The 19,545-nt window shown below is 66.3% G+C and carries 19 protein-coding genes; 10 read left to right on the forward strand and 9 right to left on the reverse strand.

Annotated elements, in window-relative coordinates; genetic code table 11:
* Positions 1 to 319 precede the first annotated feature (319 nt).
* Both AB0L58_RS42310 and AB0L58_RS42315 read left to right on the forward strand, forming a co-directional pair.
* A complete protein-coding gene (locus tag AB0L58_RS42310; RefSeq protein ID WP_364397204.1) occupies positions 320 to 976 on the forward strand; it encodes a VTT domain-containing protein in 657 nt (218 codons plus the stop codon).
* A 19-nt stretch (positions 977 to 995) separates the two neighbouring features.
* Positions 996 to 1,688 carry a DedA family protein gene (locus tag AB0L58_RS42315; protein ID WP_364397207.1) on the forward strand — a complete coding sequence of 231 codons (693 nt, stop codon included), beginning with the start codon at positions 996 to 998 and terminating at the stop codon, positions 1,686 to 1,688.
* A 35-nt stretch (positions 1,689 to 1,723) separates the two neighbouring features.
* Here the strand turns inward: AB0L58_RS42315 and AB0L58_RS42320 are convergent, their stop codons facing one another.
* The gene (locus tag AB0L58_RS42320; protein ID WP_364397167.1) at positions 1,724 to 2,377 is read right to left on the reverse strand and encodes a response regulator transcription factor; all 654 of its coding nucleotides are present in this window, start codon (positions 2,375 to 2,377) and stop codon (positions 1,724 to 1,726) included.
* Positions 2,374 to 3,738, reverse strand: a complete 1,365-nt coding sequence (locus tag AB0L58_RS42325) for a sensor domain-containing protein (RefSeq protein WP_364397170.1) — start codon at positions 3,736 to 3,738, stop codon at positions 2,374 to 2,376. Before AB0L58_RS42325 ends, AB0L58_RS42320 begins: the two co-directional genes overlap by 4 nt.
* 95 nt (positions 3,739 to 3,833) lie before the next feature.
* Between AB0L58_RS42325 and AB0L58_RS42330 the strand changes: the two genes are divergently transcribed.
* From AB0L58_RS42330 to AB0L58_RS42345, 4 genes are all read left to right on the forward strand, one after another.
* On the forward strand, positions 3,834 to 4,172 hold the full coding sequence (locus AB0L58_RS42330; protein WP_364397173.1) for a DUF4190 domain-containing protein: 339 nt from the start codon (positions 3,834 to 3,836) through the stop codon (positions 4,170 to 4,172).
* A gap of 59 nt (positions 4,173 to 4,231) precedes the next feature.
* On the forward strand, positions 4,232 to 4,912 hold the full coding sequence (locus AB0L58_RS42335; RefSeq protein WP_364397175.1) for a TrmH family RNA methyltransferase: 681 nt from the start codon (positions 4,232 to 4,234) through the stop codon (positions 4,910 to 4,912).
* 117 nt (positions 4,913 to 5,029) lie between these two features.
* Complete coding sequence (locus AB0L58_RS42340) at positions 5,030 to 6,118, forward strand: glycoside hydrolase family 76 protein (protein WP_364397210.1); 1,089 nt, start codon at positions 5,030 to 5,032, stop codon at positions 6,116 to 6,118.
* A 130-nt stretch (positions 6,119 to 6,248) separates the two neighbouring features.
* On the forward strand, positions 6,249 to 6,701 hold the full coding sequence (locus AB0L58_RS42345) for a hypothetical protein (RefSeq protein ID WP_364397177.1): 453 nt from the start codon (positions 6,249 to 6,251) through the stop codon (positions 6,699 to 6,701).
* Here the strand turns inward: AB0L58_RS42345 and AB0L58_RS42350 are convergent.
* From AB0L58_RS42350 to clpB, 7 genes are all read right to left on the reverse strand, one after another.
* Positions 6,679 to 7,386, reverse strand: a complete 708-nt coding sequence (locus tag AB0L58_RS42350; RefSeq protein WP_364397213.1) for a lysoplasmalogenase — start codon at positions 7,384 to 7,386, stop codon at positions 6,679 to 6,681. The two genes, AB0L58_RS42345 and AB0L58_RS42350, sit on opposite strands and share 23 nt — an antisense overlap.
* Positions 7,387 to 7,397: 11 nt before the next feature.
* The gene (locus tag AB0L58_RS42355; protein ID WP_364397180.1) at positions 7,398 to 8,456 is read right to left on the reverse strand and encodes a beta-ketoacyl-ACP synthase 3; all 1,059 of its coding nucleotides are present in this window, start codon (positions 8,454 to 8,456) and stop codon (positions 7,398 to 7,400) included.
* A 147-nt stretch (positions 8,457 to 8,603) separates the two neighbouring features.
* Positions 8,604 to 9,170, reverse strand: a complete 567-nt coding sequence (gene pyrE / locus AB0L58_RS42360) for an orotate phosphoribosyltransferase (protein WP_364397182.1) — start codon at positions 9,168 to 9,170, stop codon at positions 8,604 to 8,606.
* Between the two features lie 5 nt (positions 9,171 to 9,175).
* Positions 9,176 to 10,000, reverse strand: a complete 825-nt coding sequence (locus AB0L58_RS42365; protein WP_364397185.1) for an SDR family oxidoreductase — start codon at positions 9,998 to 10,000, stop codon at positions 9,176 to 9,178.
* 32 nt (positions 10,001 to 10,032) lie between these two features.
* Positions 10,033 to 11,145 (reverse strand): hypothetical protein, encoded by a 1,113-nt coding sequence (locus tag AB0L58_RS42370; protein WP_364397187.1) that lies wholly within the window; start codon positions 11,143 to 11,145, stop codon positions 10,033 to 10,035.
* Positions 11,146 to 11,201: 56 nt separating this feature from the next.
* Positions 11,202 to 12,035, reverse strand: a complete 834-nt coding sequence (locus tag AB0L58_RS42375) for a DUF5666 domain-containing protein (RefSeq protein ID WP_364397189.1) — start codon at positions 12,033 to 12,035, stop codon at positions 11,202 to 11,204.
* Positions 12,036 to 12,447: 412 nt separating this feature from the next.
* The gene (gene clpB, locus AB0L58_RS42380) at positions 12,448 to 15,006 is read right to left on the reverse strand and encodes an ATP-dependent chaperone ClpB (RefSeq protein WP_364397191.1); all 2,559 of its coding nucleotides are present in this window, start codon (positions 15,004 to 15,006) and stop codon (positions 12,448 to 12,450) included.
* Positions 15,007 to 15,229: 223 nt separating this feature from the next.
* Between clpB and AB0L58_RS42385 the strand changes: the two genes are divergently transcribed.
* The 4 genes from AB0L58_RS42385 (at position 15,230) to AB0L58_RS42400 (ending at position 19,303) form a co-directional block, all read left to right on the forward strand.
* On the forward strand, positions 15,230 to 16,165 hold the full coding sequence (locus AB0L58_RS42385; protein ID WP_364397194.1) for an NADP-dependent oxidoreductase: 936 nt from the start codon (positions 15,230 to 15,232) through the stop codon (positions 16,163 to 16,165).
* 88 nt (positions 16,166 to 16,253) lie between these two features.
* Positions 16,254 to 17,153, forward strand: a complete 900-nt coding sequence (locus AB0L58_RS42390) for an LLM class flavin-dependent oxidoreductase (protein ID WP_364397196.1) — start codon at positions 16,254 to 16,256, stop codon at positions 17,151 to 17,153.
* A gap of 207 nt (positions 17,154 to 17,360) precedes the next feature.
* Complete coding sequence (locus tag AB0L58_RS42395; protein ID WP_364397199.1) at positions 17,361 to 18,518, forward strand: FAD-binding oxidoreductase; 1,158 nt, start codon at positions 17,361 to 17,363, stop codon at positions 18,516 to 18,518.
* Between the two features lie 8 nt (positions 18,519 to 18,526).
* Positions 18,527 to 19,303 (forward strand): FAD-binding oxidoreductase, encoded by a 777-nt coding sequence (locus tag AB0L58_RS42400; RefSeq protein WP_364397202.1) that lies wholly within the window; start codon positions 18,527 to 18,529, stop codon positions 19,301 to 19,303.
* Positions 19,304 to 19,545: the final 242 nt, after the last annotated feature.

Here is a 19,545-nt window from a genome sequence, read left to right on the forward strand (position 1 = left end):
CGAGTCTTACGAGCGACGTTCGCGGCCCGTCTCGCGTCCGAGCCGTCGAAGCGCAGGCGCCGCAGGCGCGAGTCTCGACGGCTCGGACGCGAGACAGTAGGGGCCCGCGAACACGCAGCGCCGCAGGCGCTGCAAATAGACACAGCGGCGCAATCAAACGCAGAACCCGGTACTGTTGGCCGCGTAATTGCGCTGGCAGCTTCCGATGCGGTGGCAAGCAATGTAGGCCAGCCGTACCCGGACAGGAGGCCGCGTGATTCTGCTGGCAGCGACCGAATCGGTGACGAGCAACGTCGCATTGACCCAGTTGCTGGACCCGATGCACCTGCTCACGGAGACGTGGCTCAAGAACGCGGTACTCCCGGCGATCCTGGTGATCGTCTTCATCGAGACCGGCCTGCTGTTCCCGATCCTGCCGGGCGATTCGCTGCTGTTCACCGGCGGCCTGCTGTCCGCGACGGACAATCCGCCGGTTTCGATCTGGGTGCTGTTGCCCGCAGTCATGGTGACCGCCTTCGCCGGTGATCAATGCGCCTATTGGATCGGCAGGGCGATCGGGCCCGCACTGTTCCACAAGGAAGACACCCGGTTCTTCAAGAAGCATTACGTCACCGAGACGCATGCCTTCTTCGAAAAGCACGGGCCGAAGACGATCATCCTGGCCCGCTTCGTGCCTATCGTGCGCACGTTCATGCCGGTGCTGGCCGGTGTGTCCAAGATGGACTACCGCAAGTTCGTCACCTTCGACATCGTCGGCGCCATCCTGTGGGGCGGCGGTGTCACGGTGCTCGGCTACTTCCTCGGCAATATCGAATTCATCCGCAAGAACATCGAGCCGATCTTCCTGCTCATCGTCCTTATCTCGATCCTGCCCGGCATCATCACGGTCGCCAAGAAGGTGCTCAACCGCGGTGCGGACGAGGCCGGTCAGCGCGACGCCGCGCTGACCGCCTCGACGAACGAGCCGACCCACTGAGCCGGTGTCCACGGCGCAGTTGCCCCTAGCAGTGGGCAGTTTCGATCCGCTGACCTCGGCGGGGCCCGCGCTCGTCTGGACGGTGGTGCTGACCTTCGTCTTCCTGGAATGCGCGTTGATCATCGGGTTGTTCCTGCCCGGTGACTCGATGCTGATCACGGCTGGCATCGTGATGGCCTCCAACGCCGCGGGCGAAGCCCATGTCTGGGCGCTGTCCATCGGCGCGATGGTCGCGGCCATCGCGGGCAACCAGGTCGGCTACGTCATCGGGCACCGCACCGGCCATCATCTGGTGGCCAGGAAGAACGGCCGCTACATCAACACCCGCAACCTGGCGCGCATCACCGAACTGCTGCAGCGGCACGGTTTCCTCGCGGTACTCGTTTCGCGCTGGATCCCCTGGGTGCGCACGCTGTGCCCGATGGTCGCGGGCGCGGCACGGATGGATCACCGCAAATACACCCTGGCCAGCAGTGTCGGCGCCGTCATCTGGGCACCGGTGCTGCTGCTCATCGGCTACTACGCGGGCAGTTTCCTGGACCGGGTGCCGTGGCTGATGCCGGGAGTGATCGGCACCCTGGTGGTCGGCCTGATCATCGGAACCGCCGTCGGTATCCGGCACTACCGTCAGGAGATCGCCAAACCCGCCGAGGATTTCGATCTCGAAACCGCACCCAACTGCGGCGACGACACGAAAACAGCCACCATCTGACCCGCCGACCGGCGAAGCCGCTCGTACTTGCCGGTTCAACCCTTCAGGCGTAGGACGGCGAGGACTCGGCGGTGGTGGGTGTCCGAGGGGGGCAGGTCGAGTTTGGTGAAGATGTTGCCGATGTGCTTCTCGACCGCGCGTTCGGTGACCGTGAGCGCGGTCGCGATCGCGTTGTTCGTCAGGCCCTGTGCCATCAGCTCGAGGACCTCGCGCTCTCGGGGTGTGAGCCGGGCGAGCGAATCCTGTTGGCGAGCGGCCCCCATCAACTGACTCACCACCTCCGGATCGAGTGCGGTGCCACCGGTGGCGACGCGATCCAAGGCGTCGACGAAATCGCGGACATCAGCCACCCGATCCTTGAGCAGATAGCCGACGCCGCTGGCGCCACCGGCGAGAAGTTCGGTGGCGTAGCGGGTTTCGATCCACTGGGAGAACACCAGCACACCGGTGAGCGGATATTTGCGGCGCAACTCGATTGCCGCGAGCAGCCCCTCGTCGGTGAAGGTCGGCGGCATCCGCACATCCACCACGGCCACGTCGGGATTGTGCGTGCCGACCACATCGCTCAAGGTGGTGGCGTCGCCGACGATCGCGACGACCTCGTGGCCACGCTCGGTCAGCAGCCCGGCCAGCCCGTCGCGCAGGATCACATTGTCCTCGGCGATGACCACTCGCAACGGCGTACTCATCGCGGCCCAGCCATCGGCAGCAGGATGGTCACCACGGTCGGCCCGCCGGTCGGACTCTGCACCGTCAGCGTGCCGTCCACCGCATGCGCCCGCGCCGCGAGTCCGGAAAGTCCGCTGCCCGCAACGTGTTCCCCTTCCGCCGGCGGCAGTACGCCGCCGATTCCGTTGTCACGCACCGAGACCGCGATGGTGCGCGCATCGGTCGGCACCACCGACACCCAGGCGCTGGCGGCATTCGCATGTTTGACCACATTGGTGAGCAGTTCGGCGACCGAGAAGTAGGCTATCGCCTCGATGGCCGGATTCGGCCGCCGCGGCAAATGCACCCGCAGCTCCACCGGAACGGCACAGCGCGAAGCCAGCGTCTCGAGCGCGGGCTCGAGCCCCAGTTCGAGTGCGGGCGGATGGATTCCCCGCACCACTTCGCGCAATTCGGTCAGCGCCTCCTTGGCATTGGCATGTGCGTCGGCGATCAGGTCGTGCGCATCGCCGCCGAGGGCGATCCGCTCCTCGGCCCGGCCAAGGGCCATGGCGATGGTGACCAGGCGCGCTTGCGTGCCATCGTGCAGATCGCGCTCCACGCGGCGCAGCGTCGCCGCCGAATCCTCGACCGCCGCACGCCGACTCGCACGCAACTCGACCAGTTGCCGGTCCCGCTCCGTAGCCGAGAGCAAGGCGATGGTGAGCAGCCCGTGCACCCAACACACCGCGCGCAGCAGCCACGGCAGTGCGAAGCAGCCGATAATGCCGACGGCGGAAATCAGCAGCACTCGCGGCCAGGTGTCGATATAGAGGGATCCGAACTGGGCCAGCGAATGATGCTCGACGCCGTTGTCATCGATATTCGTCGGGTTGAACAGCACCCACGGGATCGGCGAAAGCGCCGTGAATACCGTTACGGCCACCACGACCAGCACCAGATAACCGCCGACCACACCGAGTACCGCCTGCGCGAACAGGAACAGCACGGCCCGCCAACTCGCGCGATCGGTGAACGCGCTCTTCAAGAATCCGAAGAAGCCCGGCTGCGAGACGTACGGCGGCGGCGCCTGCACCGGCGTATCCAACAGATCCCTGGCCAGCGCGCGATACACCTTCGCCCAGATCCGCGCGCCCAGAATCACCAGCGCCAGGATCGGGATGCCGATGAGCAAGATCGAGGCGTATAGACCACCGCCGAGACCGAAGAACAAATAGCAGACGGCGAGCATACCGATCGCGAAGACCGTGAATATGTAGACGAGTTGCTTCCAGGTCCGGGCCTGGATCGGCGCCCGCAGCACCGCGCGCAGCACCTTTCGCGCGTCCGGACCGGTCGTACCGGTCGGCGCGTCGAGCACGAGGGTTTGTGTCTCGGTCATGGACTCCATGGTTGTCGCGATCACGGCGGCATTCGATCGAGCTGACCGCCGAATCCGAGGTGTGGCCAGCCACACCACCAATTACCATCCTGCGCATGAACTATCCGCCGCCACCGCCGTACGGTTCGCCGTATGGCTATCCAGCCTATGGTCCGCCGCAGGATCATCCGCAGGCCATCACGATCATGATCCTCGGCATTCTCGGCCTGCTGCTGTGTCAGTTCCTGGGTCCGGTCGCGTGGGTGATGGGGAGGAAGGCGCTCAACGAGATCGACGCGTCCGGTGGTGCCATCGGTGGTCGCGGCAGCGTCCAGGCCGGATATATCTGCGGCATCATCGCCTCGATACTGCTGATCCTGACCATTCTGTTCATCGTCCTGATGGTGGTCCTCGCCGCTATCGGCGTCCTCGGCTCTTCGTCCTCGACGTACTAGAAGTCGCCGGATTCCGGCCACCCGATGGTGGAGGTAAGGCCGGAATTAGCATCGTCGGGGTGAATCACCCCGCGCCGGATACGGCCGAGCAGCCAGGCCCCACCGAATGGGGCGAGCATCCGCACGGTGTCGGACCATGGACGCAGGAGTACGGGCAAGCCCCGCCCGACGATCCCCGCTACGACCCGGAGCTGCTCGCGGGCGGTGACCGCCGCAATGTCGTCGATGCCTATCGCTACTGGCGCCGCGAAGCGATCATCGCCGATATCGACCGCCGCCGGCATCCGTTCCACGTCGCCATCGAGAACTTCGGCCACGATGCGAATATCGGAACCGTGGTGCGCACCGCCAACGCCTTCGCCGCGGCCGCGGTGCACATCGTCGGCAGGCGACGCTGGAATCGCCGGGGCGCCATGGTCACCGACCGCTATCAGCACATCGAACACCACTCCGATATCGGCGAGCTACTCGCGTTCGCCGAGCGGGAAGATCTGACCGTGGTCGCCGTGGACAATGTGCCGGGCTCGGTTCCGCTGGAAACCGTCGAGTTGCCGCGCCGCTGCCTGCTGTTGTTCGGGCAGGAAGGGCCGGGTGTCACCGAACATGCCAAGGGTGCGGCCGCGTTGACGGTTTCGATCGCGCAGTTCGGTTCGACCCGCAGTATCAATGCCGGAGTCGCGGCCGGCATCGCAATGCACGCATGGATCCGGCAACATGCCGATTTGACCTCAGCTTGGTAACGAAAAGATCGGTATTAATCAGGTTGAAGCTGGCACCATTGATCCATGACCTCGCGGAGCCCGGATACCGGGCGCGATGCAGCCCCCACGCCCGCGCTGTGGTCCGAGCGCGCGGATATGGCCGAATCCGCGATCGTCTCTCGGCACCTACGCGCGCTATTGGGCGTGCCGGGTACCGAATTGGGTGTCGTCGGCTGGCCGGCGACCCGTCGTGAGCGGGCCTTCGCAACCTGGCACTACTGGTGGCAGGCGCATCTGATCGACTGCGCGGTCGATGCCGCCAACCGGGTACCGACGCCGACGCGACGTAACCGTATCGCCGCCATCGCGCGGGCCCATCGGCTGCGCAATATCACCGGGTGGACCAATAACTACTACGACGATATGGCCTGGCTGGCAATCGCTTTGGAGCGGGCCGAGCGAACCCAGGGCATCACCGAGGCGCGCGGCGGTCTGATCGCGCTCGAGAAGGAGCTGTACGGCGCTTGGGATCCGGCGCGTGGCGGCGGTGTGCCGTGGCGGGTCGGCTCCGACTATTTCAATGCCCCCGCCAACGGGCCGGCCGCGATCGCGCTGCTGCGCCTCGGCCGCCATATCCGCGCACAGGAAATGGCGGACTGGATCGATGCGACATTGTGCGACAAGGAATCCGGCCTGATCCTGGACGGCATCCACCTGCCCTCCGGCGAGATCGAGCGCCCCACCTTCACCTACTGCCAGGGCGTGGTGCTCGGTTTGGAGGCGGGGCTCGCGATGCACACCGGCGAGCCGCGCCACCGCGAACGGGTGCACCGTCTGCTCACCGCGGTCGAGGAGCAGATGACCACCAATGGGGTGATCAATGGCGGCGGTGGCGGCGACGGCGGCCTGTTCAACGGAATCCTGGCCCGCTATCTCGCCGTGGTCGCACTGATGCTGCCCGGCGATGAGCGCGAACAGGTGGCCGATCGGCGGACCGCGGCGGCCATCGTCCGCGCCAGCGCCGCGGCCGCCTGGGCGAATCGGCTCGAGGTCGAGGGCGAGCCGCTGTTCGGGCACGATTGGAGCAAACCCGCCCAGTTGCCCGGCGGCCGATCCGGCGCCGGACATTTCACCGCGGGCGGTTCGGTGACCTCGTCGCGGGTGCCGGAACGCGATATGTCGGTACAACTGTCGGGCTGGCTGCTGATGGAAGCGGCCTACCAGGTCAGCGCCGCCGGGCTGTAGGTATCGGCACCGCTCGTGCGGTAAGCGGTTCGATCAGAGACTCGAATGCGTTGCGGTTGCGGATAAGGCGCGTTCACGCCGCAGTTGCCGGTCCTATTCTTGAGGTGCAGGCAGTCGGGTGGAGGCTGGCATGGACCACGCACGCATTCTCCGCACGGTGCTCGGGGTGACCGCCGGGTATTTGATCGTGCTCGGATTCTGGCTGGGCTGGCTACTACCGCATACGCCGCCGGGGACCGAGGCATTCCAGATCGTCGCGCTGGTCGGTCTGTTCGGATCGTGTGTCGGCATCGGCATGCTGTTGGCCGCTCGGCCCTCGCGCGCGGATCGGCAGCTGTGGCGGCACGGGTTGGAGGGGTGGGCGACCATCGAGGGCGCGCACACGCTCGAGCGCACCGATCATCACACCGAGCTGACCGAATTCGATCTGGAACTCGTCGTGCCGGGATCCGAAAGTTACCGTGGCACCATCGTTTTCGATGTCACCCCGGCCGATAAGCCACGGCTCGCGGTCGGCGAGACCATTTCCATCCGGGTCGACCCACAGAATCGCGATCGGATCATACTCGTTCTGGGGCGATAGCTTTCGCGTGTGCGCGCGGATCGGCCAACAAGTACTGCGCCGCCGCGTAGGTAGCCAGAATGACACCCTCCGCGATCCGCCGCGAACGCTCGCTGCGCGCGAACAGCCGCCGCAACACGATCAACCCATCGGAAACGGTGAACAGCAACGCACCGAGGCCGAGCCGACTGCGCGGATCGGCACTCGGAATATTCAGTCCGGCAATATTTTTCGCGCCCGGCGCCAGTCCAGGATCGGACGCGAGCACCGCCGCACTGCCCAGCGACGCACCATAGGCCGTCAGCGGAGTCGCGACAGTCGGCGCCTTGACCCGCATCAGCGCCGCGGCACCCAGCCACGCCAGCACCCGAGGGACGGCGATCTCCGGACGCGGCCGCCCACCGCGGCGCCACCACAGCACCGAATATCCGGCCTGCATCACCGCGAACGAGGACGCGCCAGCGATCAGCCGTCGATCATTGTCCGGCTCGATCAGCAGCACATCACCGACGGTCGCGGCACCGAGGGAACCCAGCAACACCGTCCGATCGACCGGATCCGATACCGACCGATCGGTTGCCACATCCGCCGCCAACAGGGGCATCAGCATCGGCTTCGCAACCCACTGCACCTTCGCACGCCCGGAAACCGCGCCGTACACGGTAGCCGCCGCGGCCGCGAGGAATGCGGCTCGGAACGGACGCAAATCAGACACCGTCAAAAGCTCGGCTCTTTCGGGGCGGGCGGCAACGTGACCACCTGGCCCGCATAACTCAGACCCGCACCGAAGCCGAGCAGCAAGGCCACCTGGCCGCCCTTGGCCTTACCGGTCACCAACATCTCCTCCATCGCCAGCGGGATGGAGGCGGCGGAGGTATTGCCCGTGTTCTCGATGTCATTGGCCACCGGGATGTCGTCGGCCAACCCGAGGTTCTTCTTCATCAAATCGTTGATGCGCGCATTGGCCTGATGCGGAATGAAGACCTCGATATCGTCCTTGGAGACGCCGGAGACCTCGAGCGCCGAGGCCAGTGCGCGCGGCAAAGTGACCGCCGCCCACCGGAATACCCGCGGCCCCTCCATCCGCAGCGACATCCGGCCGATGGGCTCGACGGCCGGATCGATGCCCTGCAGCCGCTGTGCCTTTTCCATGTATTCGAGGAAGTTGACATCCTGCTCGATCGCCGAGGCATTCTCCCCGTCACTGCCCCACACCGTCGGGGAGATGCCGTTCTCCTCGCTCGGACCGACCACCACCGCGCCCGCACCGTCGCCGAAGATCATCGCGGTGCCACGATCGGTCGGATCGAGTCCGACTGTCATCGTCTCGGCACCGATGAGCAGCACATATTCGGCCGATCCGGAGCGGATCAGATCGGCGGCGACGCCGAGGCCGTAGCCGAAACCGCCGCAGCCGGAGGTCAGATCGAAGGCCGCGATCCCGTTCATTCCCAGGTCGTTGGCAACCTTGGGGGCGCCGTGCGGGGTCAGCGTCAACCAGCTCGAGGTGGCCAGGATCAGCGCGCCGATCTTGGACCGGTCGATGCCGCTGTTGACGATCGCCCGCTCGCCCGCGGCCGCCGAGATCGACTGCAGCGTTTCGTCACCGCTGATCCACCGACGGTTGCGCACACCGGTGCGCTCGTAGATCCACTCCGGGGTCGAGTCGAGAACCTCGCACACCTCTTCATTGCTGACCAGGCGTTTCGGACGGTAAGCACCGATGCCGAGCATCGCGACATTCGCACGGCTCTTATTGACTGCAATGCTCACCACAGGTAACTCACACGACCCTTCACTGTCTCGAACGCCGCGCTGCGCTCGACGTACACGTCCTTATATCGAGTCGCACCGCTGTCGACGTTTCAAAGCAACGCGAAGTTCCGACCACCAGCGATTGCGACCCAGGACCGCATTCGCAGCTTAGCCGAGGGCCAGATCCTTCAATCCCAGGATGGACCGGTACTCCAAGCCCTCGGCGGCAATTACCTGATCGGCACCGGTCTCCCGGTCCACCACGGTAGCGACGCCGACGACGGTCGCACCGGCCTCGCGCAGTGCGCGCACGGCGGTCAGCGGCGAATTTCCGGTGGTCGTGGTGTCCTCGACGACGAGCACCCGCTTGCCGACGATGTCCGGGCCCTCGATCTGGCGTTGCATACCGTGGGTCTTGGCGGCTTTACGCACCACGAACGCGTCGATCGGTCGGCCGGGTGCGTGCATCACGGCCAGCGCGACCGGATCCGCCCCCATGGTGAGCCCGCCGACGGCCTCGAAATCCCAATCCGCCACCAGCTCGCGCAGCAGCTTGCCGATCAGCGGTCCCGCACCGTGGTGCAGGGTGGCGCGGCGCAGGTCGACGTAATAGTCGGCCTCCTTGCCCGAGGACAGCGTGACCCGGCCGTGCACGACGGCGAGCTCGCGCACGAGCGCGGCCAATCTGTCGCGATCGTCCGTCGAAACGGCGGCCTTGTTCACCTGGTCGATCATGTCTGTCAAGTCCTTCCGCGTGCGTTGAATATGCCGCGATTGAGTCGGGCCGCCAGGGCTCGCGGGATCATCCCGGCGGCGGTGGTGAGCACCTTGTACTGCACACCGGGCACGCTGAGCACCCGGTCCTTCTCCAGATCACGTAGCGAACCGGCGACCACCTGGTCGACGCTCAGCCACAACTGTTTCGGCAGCGAGGACATCTCGATGCCGGCCCGCTCATGGAATTCGGTATGTACGAATCCCGGGCACAGCGCCTGGACCCGCACTCCGGTTCCGGCCAGTCCGCCCGCCAGCCCTTCCGTGAAGGATACGACGTAGGCCTTGGAGGCCGAATAGGTCGAGCCGCGTCCGGGGATCAGACCCGCGACACTGGCCACATTGACGATCGACCCCTTCGCGGCCGCGATCATCGACGGCAACGCGGCCCTGGTGAGCTGCACCACTGCCGTCACGTTGACATCGAGTTGCGCCTGGACCGCTGCGGGCGGCTGCGTCCAGAACTCCCCCGACTGACCGAATCCAGCATTGTTGACCAGGAATTCGACGCCGTCGGCGGCACGTGCCAGCACCCGATCCCGACTATCGGTATCGGCCAGATCGGCGACGAGCACCTCCGAACGGGTCGCGAATTTCCGCTCCAGCTCCGCCGCTAGTGCGTTCAGCCGTTCCTCGTCGCGGGCGACGAGCACCAGGTCATAGCCGAGTGTGGCCAAACGCACGGCGAATCCGTGCCCGATGCCGGAAGTCGGTCCGGTGATCAGCGCGACGGGGCGGGTGGCACCGGGCAGGCGCGCGGGACTGTCGTGCCCACTCGTCTCAGCATTCATGGCATTCCGGCTCGAAGGGGCGCCATGCCCGCTCACTGCGGCACGGGTCCCTGATATGGGCGGAATCCCGGGTGGAACGGACCGCCTGGCGGTTCCGGTGTGTGCTCGGCCGAGGGCCACTCGTCCGCATCCGGCTCGGGTTCGGCGGGTTTGCGCTGGGCCGGACGGTCCTCCGACGACCAGTCGTCCTCCGGTTCCGCGGCCCAACGCTCATCGCGGGCCCGCGAGCGGGAATCCGGAACAACGGCCAGACTGGGTCGGCGCGGCGGCTCCGGGGTTACCGGGTCCGCGGCCGGTTCGTCCTCGTAGTAGTCGTCGGAATACTCCCGGTACTTCGGCCGGTCGAAATCGTCTTCGTCATAAGACGATTCGTCGTAGGCGGCGTCCTCGTCGTCGAAGTCCGCGCCCCTGCGCAGATCCGCCGACGCGACCCGCGCGGCCACCGGACCTTCGGCCTCTTCCCGGTCACCCGAGCGCGACTTGCGCGGATGCGGTCGGCCCGGATCGTGACCACCGGAATCCACCCCGCGCACATCGCTCACCGGCGGCAGCACATGCAGCAGACCGGACAGGCGAAGCACCGCGTCGATGGCGGTCTCCCAATCCTTGGCCGCCGTCCCGACATTCAGCATGCCGAGGGTCCAGTTGCCCTCACTCCACAGCATCTGCACGGTATCGGCCAGCGATTCGATGAAGGCAACCATGCGCTGGTCGACGGCGTGCCTGGCGATCTCCGGATTGGTCGCGAACACCACGCGGTCACCGATCGCGCCGAGCAGTTCCAGATCGGCATCCTTGGGCGGGGACGCGGTCTTGAGCCGCATATCCACATCGATATCGGAGCCGATCTGCCTGCGCACCGCGACCAGCGTCGCGGCATCTTCCAGATCGAAGAGGACGAATTTCTCGCCCTTGCGGATGCCGGACACCACGTCCACCGCGGATAGGTAGCCGAGCTTGGCCAACGCACCACGTCGCCAGGTGGACGCGAGCGCCGGTTCCACCGACACATAGGTGTAGCCCTGCGCCTTCGCCCACACCTGGCGCGCATGACCGGTCCGCTGTCGCTGGACCCGATCGAAATACAGCAGCACGATCGCACCAACGAGCGCGATCGCCGCCAACCCGAACCATATTGCCGTCATCGTCGCCTACCCTATAGAGCCGACGGGGCGATTGCGCATCACTGCCCGTTGATATTTCACCGCGTGCCCCCGGGCAGTGCGGTGCTGATGATGATCTTCGCGTCGATCGAACCGTCCGCGCCCTTATCGCCCTGCACCAGGACCATGTCGCCGACCCGAAGATCGGATGCCTTGGTCCCGGTCAACGAAATCACCTGGGTCTTATCGGTGGTGCGCACCGTCACGGGAGATCCCCCCATGGTGTCGAGGGTCAACTGGCCACCGGCATTGGCGGTGATGGTGCCCATGGTCGCGCCGAGGCTATCGATGTCGCCGAGCCCCGGAATGCTCGGGAGGACACGGGGAGAGGACGGGCTGCCCGAGGGCGGGATGCCGGTGGAGCGGCCCGTCGTCGGGAAGGCCGAGGTGCTCGCGGCGGAACTCGACGAGGTGTCCTTACCGCCCAGCAGTAGACCCGCGACCGCACCGACCGCGCCGATCAGCAGGAGCACCCCGAGCCCCAGGGCGATCCAGAGGCCCGTATTGCGCTTGCGCGGTGGCTGCTGATCCGGGGGTAGCGGCGCACCCGGTGGTCCGGGCGGATATTGCGCGCCAGGCTGGGGGTACGCACCCACCTGGGTCGGGTCCTGCCACGCGCCGCTGTCCGGCCCGCCCCACTGGACCTGGCTTTCGTACGGCGGGAACTCCTTGGTGGCATTGACCGGCGGCGGCCCCCACGGCTCGTATTGTTCGGTGGACGGGTAGACCGAGGTCGGGTCGCCGTGGTCATACGCCTCGGTGTATTCCGCCGTACGCGAGGGCTGCTGAAATCCCGACTTACCCGGCGGACCGATATGTTCCGTCGGCGCATCCTCCGGTCGCTGTGCCCAGGGATCGTTGGGACTAGTCATGGCTTCCAGGGTAGGCTCTGCTGGTTTTGCCGCGCCTGCGGCGCGGCGTGTTCGCGGTGGTCAGTGATGGTCGGGCGTTCGGCACCTGATGTACACGCGCCGGACGGGCAGATCCCCGAGCCTGCGGCGCATGTGCTTCAACGACTCGGACACGAGACGGGCCGCGAACGGGTCGCTCGTAAAACTCGCTCCGCGGTAGCCACTCATGCACGGTCGCTCGGCGCCTGATGCGCGCGAGGCGAACTCGCGGCTGCGGTGCGTGCGCTTCGACGACTTGCCACGCTTTTGGCGCGGACGCGAGATGAGCCGCGAGCTCCTCGCTCGTAGGACCCACTCTGTTGAAGTCGCCAGGCGGCCCGGCTGCGGGTTGATCGCAAGCCGGGCCGCAGAGCCGACGCGTCGGGCGGTTGACTCAGCCGCGGCCGACTATCAGGCCTTCGCCGTTCGGGGTCACGTTGACCGCGACGGTGTCGCCGTCGGTGACCTCGCCCGCGAGCAGTTCCTTGGCGAGGGTATCGCCGATGGACTGCTGGATCAGCCTGCGCAGCGGGCGGGCGCCGTAGACCGGGTCGTAGCCGCGCACGGCGAGCCAGAACCGGGCCGAATCGCTGACGTCAAGCTTCAGCCTGCGCTGCGACAGCCGCTTCTGCAGCTGGTCGAGCTGGATGTCGACGATGGATTCCAGCTGTTCCTCGTCGAGGGCGTGGAACATGACCACATCGTCGAGGCGGTTCAGGAACTCCGGTTTGAAGGCCGAGCGCACCGCGTTCATGACGAAGTCCCGATCGCCACCCGCACCCAGATTGGAGGTCAGGATGAGGATGGTGTTGCGGAAGTCGACCGTGCGGCCTTGACCGTCGGTCAGGCGGCCCTCGTCGAGTACGGCGAGCAGGATGTCGAAGACATCCGGATGCGCCTTCTCGATCTCGTCGAAGAGCACGACGGTATACGGCCGACGCCGCACCGCCTCGGTCAGCTGACCGCCCTGGTCGTAGCCGACATAGCCGGGCGGGGCACCGACCAGCCGAGCGACGGCGTGCTTTTCGCTGTACTCGCTCATATCGATGCGGACCATGGCGCGTTCGTCGTCGAACAGGAAGTCCGCCAATGCCTTTGCCAGCTCGGTCTTACCGACACCGGTCGGGCCGACGAACATGAACGAGCCCGTCGGCCGATTCGGATCGGCGACACCGGCGCGCGCCCGGCGCACCGCATCGGATACCGCCTGTACCGCCTCGGTCTGACCGACCACGCGCTTGCCCAGCTCCTGCTCCATCCGCAGCAGCTTCTGGGTTTCGCCCTCCATCATCCGGCCGACCGGAATACCGGTCCAGGACGAAACCACCTCGGCGATATCGTCGGGGCCGACCTCCTCCTTCAGCATCACTTCGCCGTCACCGGCTGTCGCAGAGGCCTTCTCGGCCTCGGCGAGCTGCTTCTCCAGCGCCGGAATGCGCCCGTAGCGCAGTTCGGCGGCCTTGCCCAGGTCACCGTCGCGCTCGGCACGTTCGGATTCACCGCGCAGGGATTCCAGCTCCTCCTTGAGGACCCGGACCTGATCGATGGCGCTCTTCTCGTTCTGCCAGCGGGTCATCAGCTGGTTGAGCTTCTCGCGGTCGTCGGCGAGTTCCTGGCGCAACTTGTCCAGGCGCTGCCTGGATGCCGCGTCGGTCTCCTTCTCCAGCGCGACCTCTTCGATCTCCAGCCGCCGTACCGCGCGCTCGACCTCATCGATTTCCACCGGGCGCGAGTCGATTTCCATGCGCAGCCGCGACGCCGACTCGTCGACCAGGTCGATCGCCTTGTCCGGGAGGAACCGGGAGGTGATGTAGCGGTCGCTGAGGGTGGCGGCGGCCACCAGTGCGGAGTCGGTGATGCGCACACCGTGATGGACCTCGTAGCGCTCCTTGATGCCGCGCAGGATGCCGATGGTGTCCTCCACCGACGGCTCGCCGACCAGTACCTGCTGGAAGCGGCGCTCCAGGGCGGCATCCTTCTCGATGAATTTGCGGTATTCCTCCAGCGTGGTGGCACCGACCAGGCGCAGCTCACCGCGGGCGAGCATCGGCTTGATCATATTGCCCGCATCCATCGCCGATTCACCGGTCGCACCGGCGCCGACGATGGTGTGCAGCTCATCGATGAATGTGATGATCTGTCCCGCACTGCTCTTGATCTCTTCGAGTACGGCCTTGAGCCGCTCCTCGAATTCGCCGCGGTACTTCGCACCGGCCACCATCGCGCCCAGGTCGAGCGAGACAACGGACTTGCCGCGCAACGATTCCGGAACGTCACCGGCCACGATGCGCTGGGCCAAGCCCTCCACGATCGCGGTCTTGCCGACGCCGGGTTCACCGATGAGCACCGGGTTGTTCTTGGTGCGACGGCTCAAAACCTGTACGACACGGCGGATTTCGGTATCGCGCCCGATAACCGGGTCGAGCTTGCCCGAGCGGGCCGCCGCGGTGAGATCGGTCGAATACTTCTCCAGCGCTTGGTAGCTGCCCTCCGGATCCGGACTGGTGACGCGCGCGCTGCCACGCACGGCGGTGAATGCCTCGCGCAGTGCGTCGGGGGTGGCGCCGTACTTCTTCAGCAGCATGGTCACGTCCGAATCACCTTCGGCCAAGCCGACCATGACGTGTTCGGTCGAGACATATTCGTCACCGAGTTCGGTGGCGAGGCGCTGGGCGGCGGTAATCGCGGCCAGGGCCTCCCGACCGAGCTGGGGTGTGGTGGTGGCACCGGTCGCTCGTGGCAGCTTGTCCACGATGTCCTGCGCCTCGCCTCGAATCGTCGCCGGATCTACCGCGACAGCCTTGAGCAAGGGGGCGGCGATGCCATCGGTTTGATCCAGCAACGCCACCAGCAAGTGCGCCGGACGAATCTCCGGATTGCCCGCGGCCGAGGCGGCCTGCAGGGCGGCGGTCAGGGCCGCCTGGGTCTTGGTGGTGGGATTGAACGAGTCCACAAGTCACCTTCCTACTAGTCGATTCGCACTATCCAACGTCAGAAAGGTTGAGTCTGTTCCACTCAACTTTGATTTCTTGGGCACCTGAACAGACTCGACTTGAACGCTACGCCGCGACACTGCCGAATGGCATCAATCGCCGGGTCCTGGGGCTTGCGGTGCCTACGATGGCCTTGGCTTTTGGTTGATGCAGCACAATCCAGCCCGACTCGAGGAGCGATGGATGCGCGCGATCGTGGTACGAAGCTTCGGAGCAAAACCCGAACTGGCCGAAATGCCGACCCCCGAACCCGGCGCGGGCGCGGTCCGGATCCAGGTCGAGGCGGCCGGTGTCAATCCCTTCGACCGGAAGATGGCCGACGGCATTCTGGATGGCAAGCTGCCGCACGACTTTCCGATGATCCTCGGTGTCGACGGGGCGGGCACGGTGGCCGCGGTCGGACCGGGCGTCACCAAATTCGGCGTCGGCGACCGCGTCGTCGGCAAATTCCTGTTCCCGCCCGTCGGCCACGGCAGCTTCGCGGAGTACTCGGTACTGCCCGAGGACGCCACCCTGGTCTCGATCCCCGACGGGGTGCCCACCATCACGGCGGCCGCGCTGCCGACCGCGGGAGTCACCGCGCAGGACATTGTGGACGCCACCAAGATCGAACCGGACCAGCGGGTGTTGATCGTCGGCGCCACCGGCGGTGTCGGCTCCTTCCTGGTGCAATTGGCGAATATCGCCGGGGCGCACGTCATCGCGACGGCGCGCGGGCCGGCCGCCGACCAGATGACCAGGCTCGGCGCGGCCGAGACCGTCGATTACACCCGGGGCTCGATCGCCGAACGGGTCGCCGCCGCACACCCCGACGGTGTCGATGCGCTGTTCGATCTGGTGAGTCCACCCGGGGTACTGGCCGAACTGACCACGTTGGTCCGCGACGGCGGCACGGTCTACTCCACCATCTGGTCCGCCGATCCGGACGCGCTGCGCGATCGCGGCATCCGCGGCGGCAATATCGAATCCTTCGGGCGTGGACCGGAATTGACTCGTCTGCTCGATCGGGTCGCCGCCGGCGATGTGGTCGTGCCGATCGACGCGACCGTCCCACTGAACGCGGGCCCTTCGGTTATCGGCGCGACGGGCGCGCGCGGCAAGACCGTGCTAGCCATCTGAGCAGTCGCGTGAACGAGCGTAGCGAGCGAGCCATGGGCACAGCGCCCAGCGCGGTCGCGGCGGAGCCGAGCGCCAGCGAGGCGGAGTCGTGATCGTCCGCCGAAAGGCCACTCGCCCACCCGAATTCGGCCTGTTCCTGATTCCGGAAGCGGATAACTACCCGCAGCTCACCGAGTTGACGGCCTATGCGGAGGGCGCCGGACTCGACCTGATCGGCATCCAGGACCATCCCTACCAGCGACGCTTCCTCGACACCTGGACCCTGATCACCGGCCTGGCGATGCGGACCGAGCGACTCACCTTCTTTCCCGATGTCGCGAACCTGCCGTTGCGCAACCCGGCTGTCCTCGCGAAATCCGTTGCTTCTCTCGACATCATGACCGGCGGCCGGATCCACCTCGGACTCGGCGCCGGCGCCTTCTGGGCGGCCATCGCCGCCATGGGCGGCTACCACCTGAGTCCGGGCGAATCGGTCCAGGCGTTGGCCGAGGGCATCGCGGTCATCCGGGCGATGTGGAGCGACGAACGCTCGGTCCGGGTGCCCGGTGTCCACCATCTGCTGGCCGGCGCCCATCCCGGCCCGCGACCGCAACACGATCCGGGCCTCTGGCTCGGCGCGAAGGGGCCACGGATGCTCGCCCTGACCGGACAGGCCGCCGACGGCTGGCTGCCCTCGGCGGCCTGGGCACCGCCCGAATTCCTGACCGAGGCGGGCAAGCGCATCGACGATGCCGCCGCCGCGGCGCACCGCGATCCGCGTGCCATCCGCCGGGTCTACAACCTCTCCGGCACCATTACCGCCGACGGCACCGATCACGGCTTCCTGGAGGGCCCACCCGAACGCTGGGTGGACGATCTGTCCGCACTGCATCGCGACCAGCGCATCGACGGCTTCATCTTCTGGCCGACCGAGGGCGACCCCGTCGACCAGGTACATCGCTACGCCGAATTGGTCGCGCCCGGGGTGCGCGCGAACGTCGCGAGTTGACCCTGCGGTAACCCGGAGCAACCGAGGTCACGATATCGTGCATGTCAGGCCTACAGCAGCCCGGATTTGCCCACGGATTACCGTTGGCGCGGGCGTGATCGGCTATACCCACACGACCATGTGATTTTCAGGGATACTTGTCGGCGGAGGACCGCCGGTTACGGACATGTCCCTGGGCAGATTTTGAGGGAAAGGAAGCTCCACGTCGTGGATGCGCGTTCGGCAGCGCTGGTCCGCGCCAACTTCCGATCGGTGATCGAGTCGCCGAACGGACCCGAGCGGTTGATCAGTGCGTTTTATGGTCACCTGTTTGCGGAGAAACCGCAGTTGCGGGAATTGTTCCCGCCCGCGATGGAGATGCAGGCCAAGCGGGTGGTGACCGCCATCCATTACGTGCTCGACAATCTCGAGGACTGGGGCCGGGCGCAGAAGTTCCTGGAACAGCTGGCGCGCGATCACCGCAAATACGGCGTCATCGCCGCGCACTACGACATCGCGGGCCGGGCGCTGCTCGCCGCCTTCCGGGTCTTCAACGGTCCGATGTGGAGTCGCGCGCTCGAGGAGGGCTGGCGCGATATCACCATCCTCATCTCCGCCTCGATGGCCATCGGCGCCAACTCCGACAAATCACAGCCGTACTGGGATGCGACCGTGGTCGGCCATCGCCGGGTGCTCGAGGATCTGGCCATTGTGCGGCTGCAGTCCGACAGCCCGATTCCGTATCAGGCCGGACAGTACGTGCCGGTCTCCCTGCCGCAACGCCCCAAGATGTGGCGCTATCTCTCGCCCGCGATTCCCGCGAATCCATACGGCGAGATCGAATTCCACGTCCGCAAGATCCGCGGCGGTTGGGTCAGCCCGGCCATCGTCAACGAGACCAGGGTCGGCGATCGGTGGATGATCGCGGGTCCGCTCGGTGGTCTGCACATCGATCGCGACAGGGGCCGTGACGTGCTGCTGATCGGTGCCGGCACCGGCATCGCCCCGCTGCGCGCGCAGCTGATCGAAATGGGACAGCGCGGCATCAATCCGCGGGTCCACTTCTTCATCGGCGGCCGCTACCCCTGCGATCTGTACGACGTGGAGAATATGTGGCAGCTCTCGCAGAGCAATCCGTGGCTCACCGTGGTCCCGGTCTGCGAACAGAAGACCAACCCGTGGTGGTATCCGCATCCACCACAGGATGAGCCGTACGGCATGCACCGCCGCCTGATCGGAAATCTGGGCGCGGTCGTCGCCAGCTTCGGCTCATGGGCCGACCGGCAGATCCAGATCGCCGGTTCGGCGCGCATGATCGCCGACACCCGCCGCGCCCTGATGGCGGTGGGCACCCCCGAGTCGGTAATCAGCTCCGATCCCGTGTGAGAGAATTAATGACAATTGATCCGAGCCCGCACGGCAATGGTGCGGCGCCCGAATGGAAGTCGACCGTTGTCGGTCACCACCGGCTGCGCCATGACATCGCGGTGATCCGCCTGATCGGCGAGTACGTCCCGTTTCTCGCGGGTCAATCGGTCGAGGTCCGGGTGCCGCAGCATCCGGGTATGCGCCGTCGACTCTCCCCCGCGCTGCCGCCGTCGCTGGACGGCAAGTTGGAATTCCATGTGCGCACGGTGCCGGGCGGCTGGTGCAGTGGCAGCATCGTGGCCGATACCCAGCCCGGCGACGAATGGCAGATCAGTACTCCCCTGGGCACTTTCGCGGTCGATCCGTACGGCGACGAGGTGGTGATGATCGCTGGCGGCACCGGCCTGGCACCGATGCGATCCCAGATTCTCGACCTCGCCCGGCACGAGGATCCGCCGCCCACCTACCTCTTTGTCGGTGGCCGCTCCCCGCGCGACCTGTACGCCGATGACATGCTGTTCCTCCTGGCGAACGAATTGCCTTGGCTCACCGTGATTCCCGTGGTCGAGGGTCCGGAGGATCCGGGCTGGGTGGACGAATGGTACGAGCAATCCCGCGTGGATATCGGATTCCCGCTCGACGATATGCTCTTCGGCACGCTCGCCGATGTCGTCGGTTCACACGGCGCGTTCGACCGCCACCAGGTGCTGGTGTGCGGTTCCCCCAATATGGTCCGCGTGACATTGGACCGGCTCGTCAAAACCGGAACCCCTGCCGCGCATATCCAATTCGAGGGGCTTTAACCAGCAGACTCGCCCACCACGGAGCGAGTCTTACGAGCGAGGTTCGCGGCCCGTCTCGCGTCCGAGCCGTCGAAGCACACGCGCTGCAGCCGCGGGACACGCCCGGTCCGGCGCGCATACATCAGGTGCCGAACGCCCCGCCATCAGCGCCCACCACGGAGCGAGTCTTACGAGCGAGGTTCGCGGCCCGTCTCGCGTCCGAGCCGTCGAAGCACACGCGCTGCAGCCGCGGGACACGCCCG

The sequence above is a fragment of the Nocardia sp. NPDC052112 genome, from assembly GCF_040680135.1.
GTDB lineage: Bacteria > Actinomycetota > Actinomycetes > Mycobacteriales > Mycobacteriaceae > Nocardia.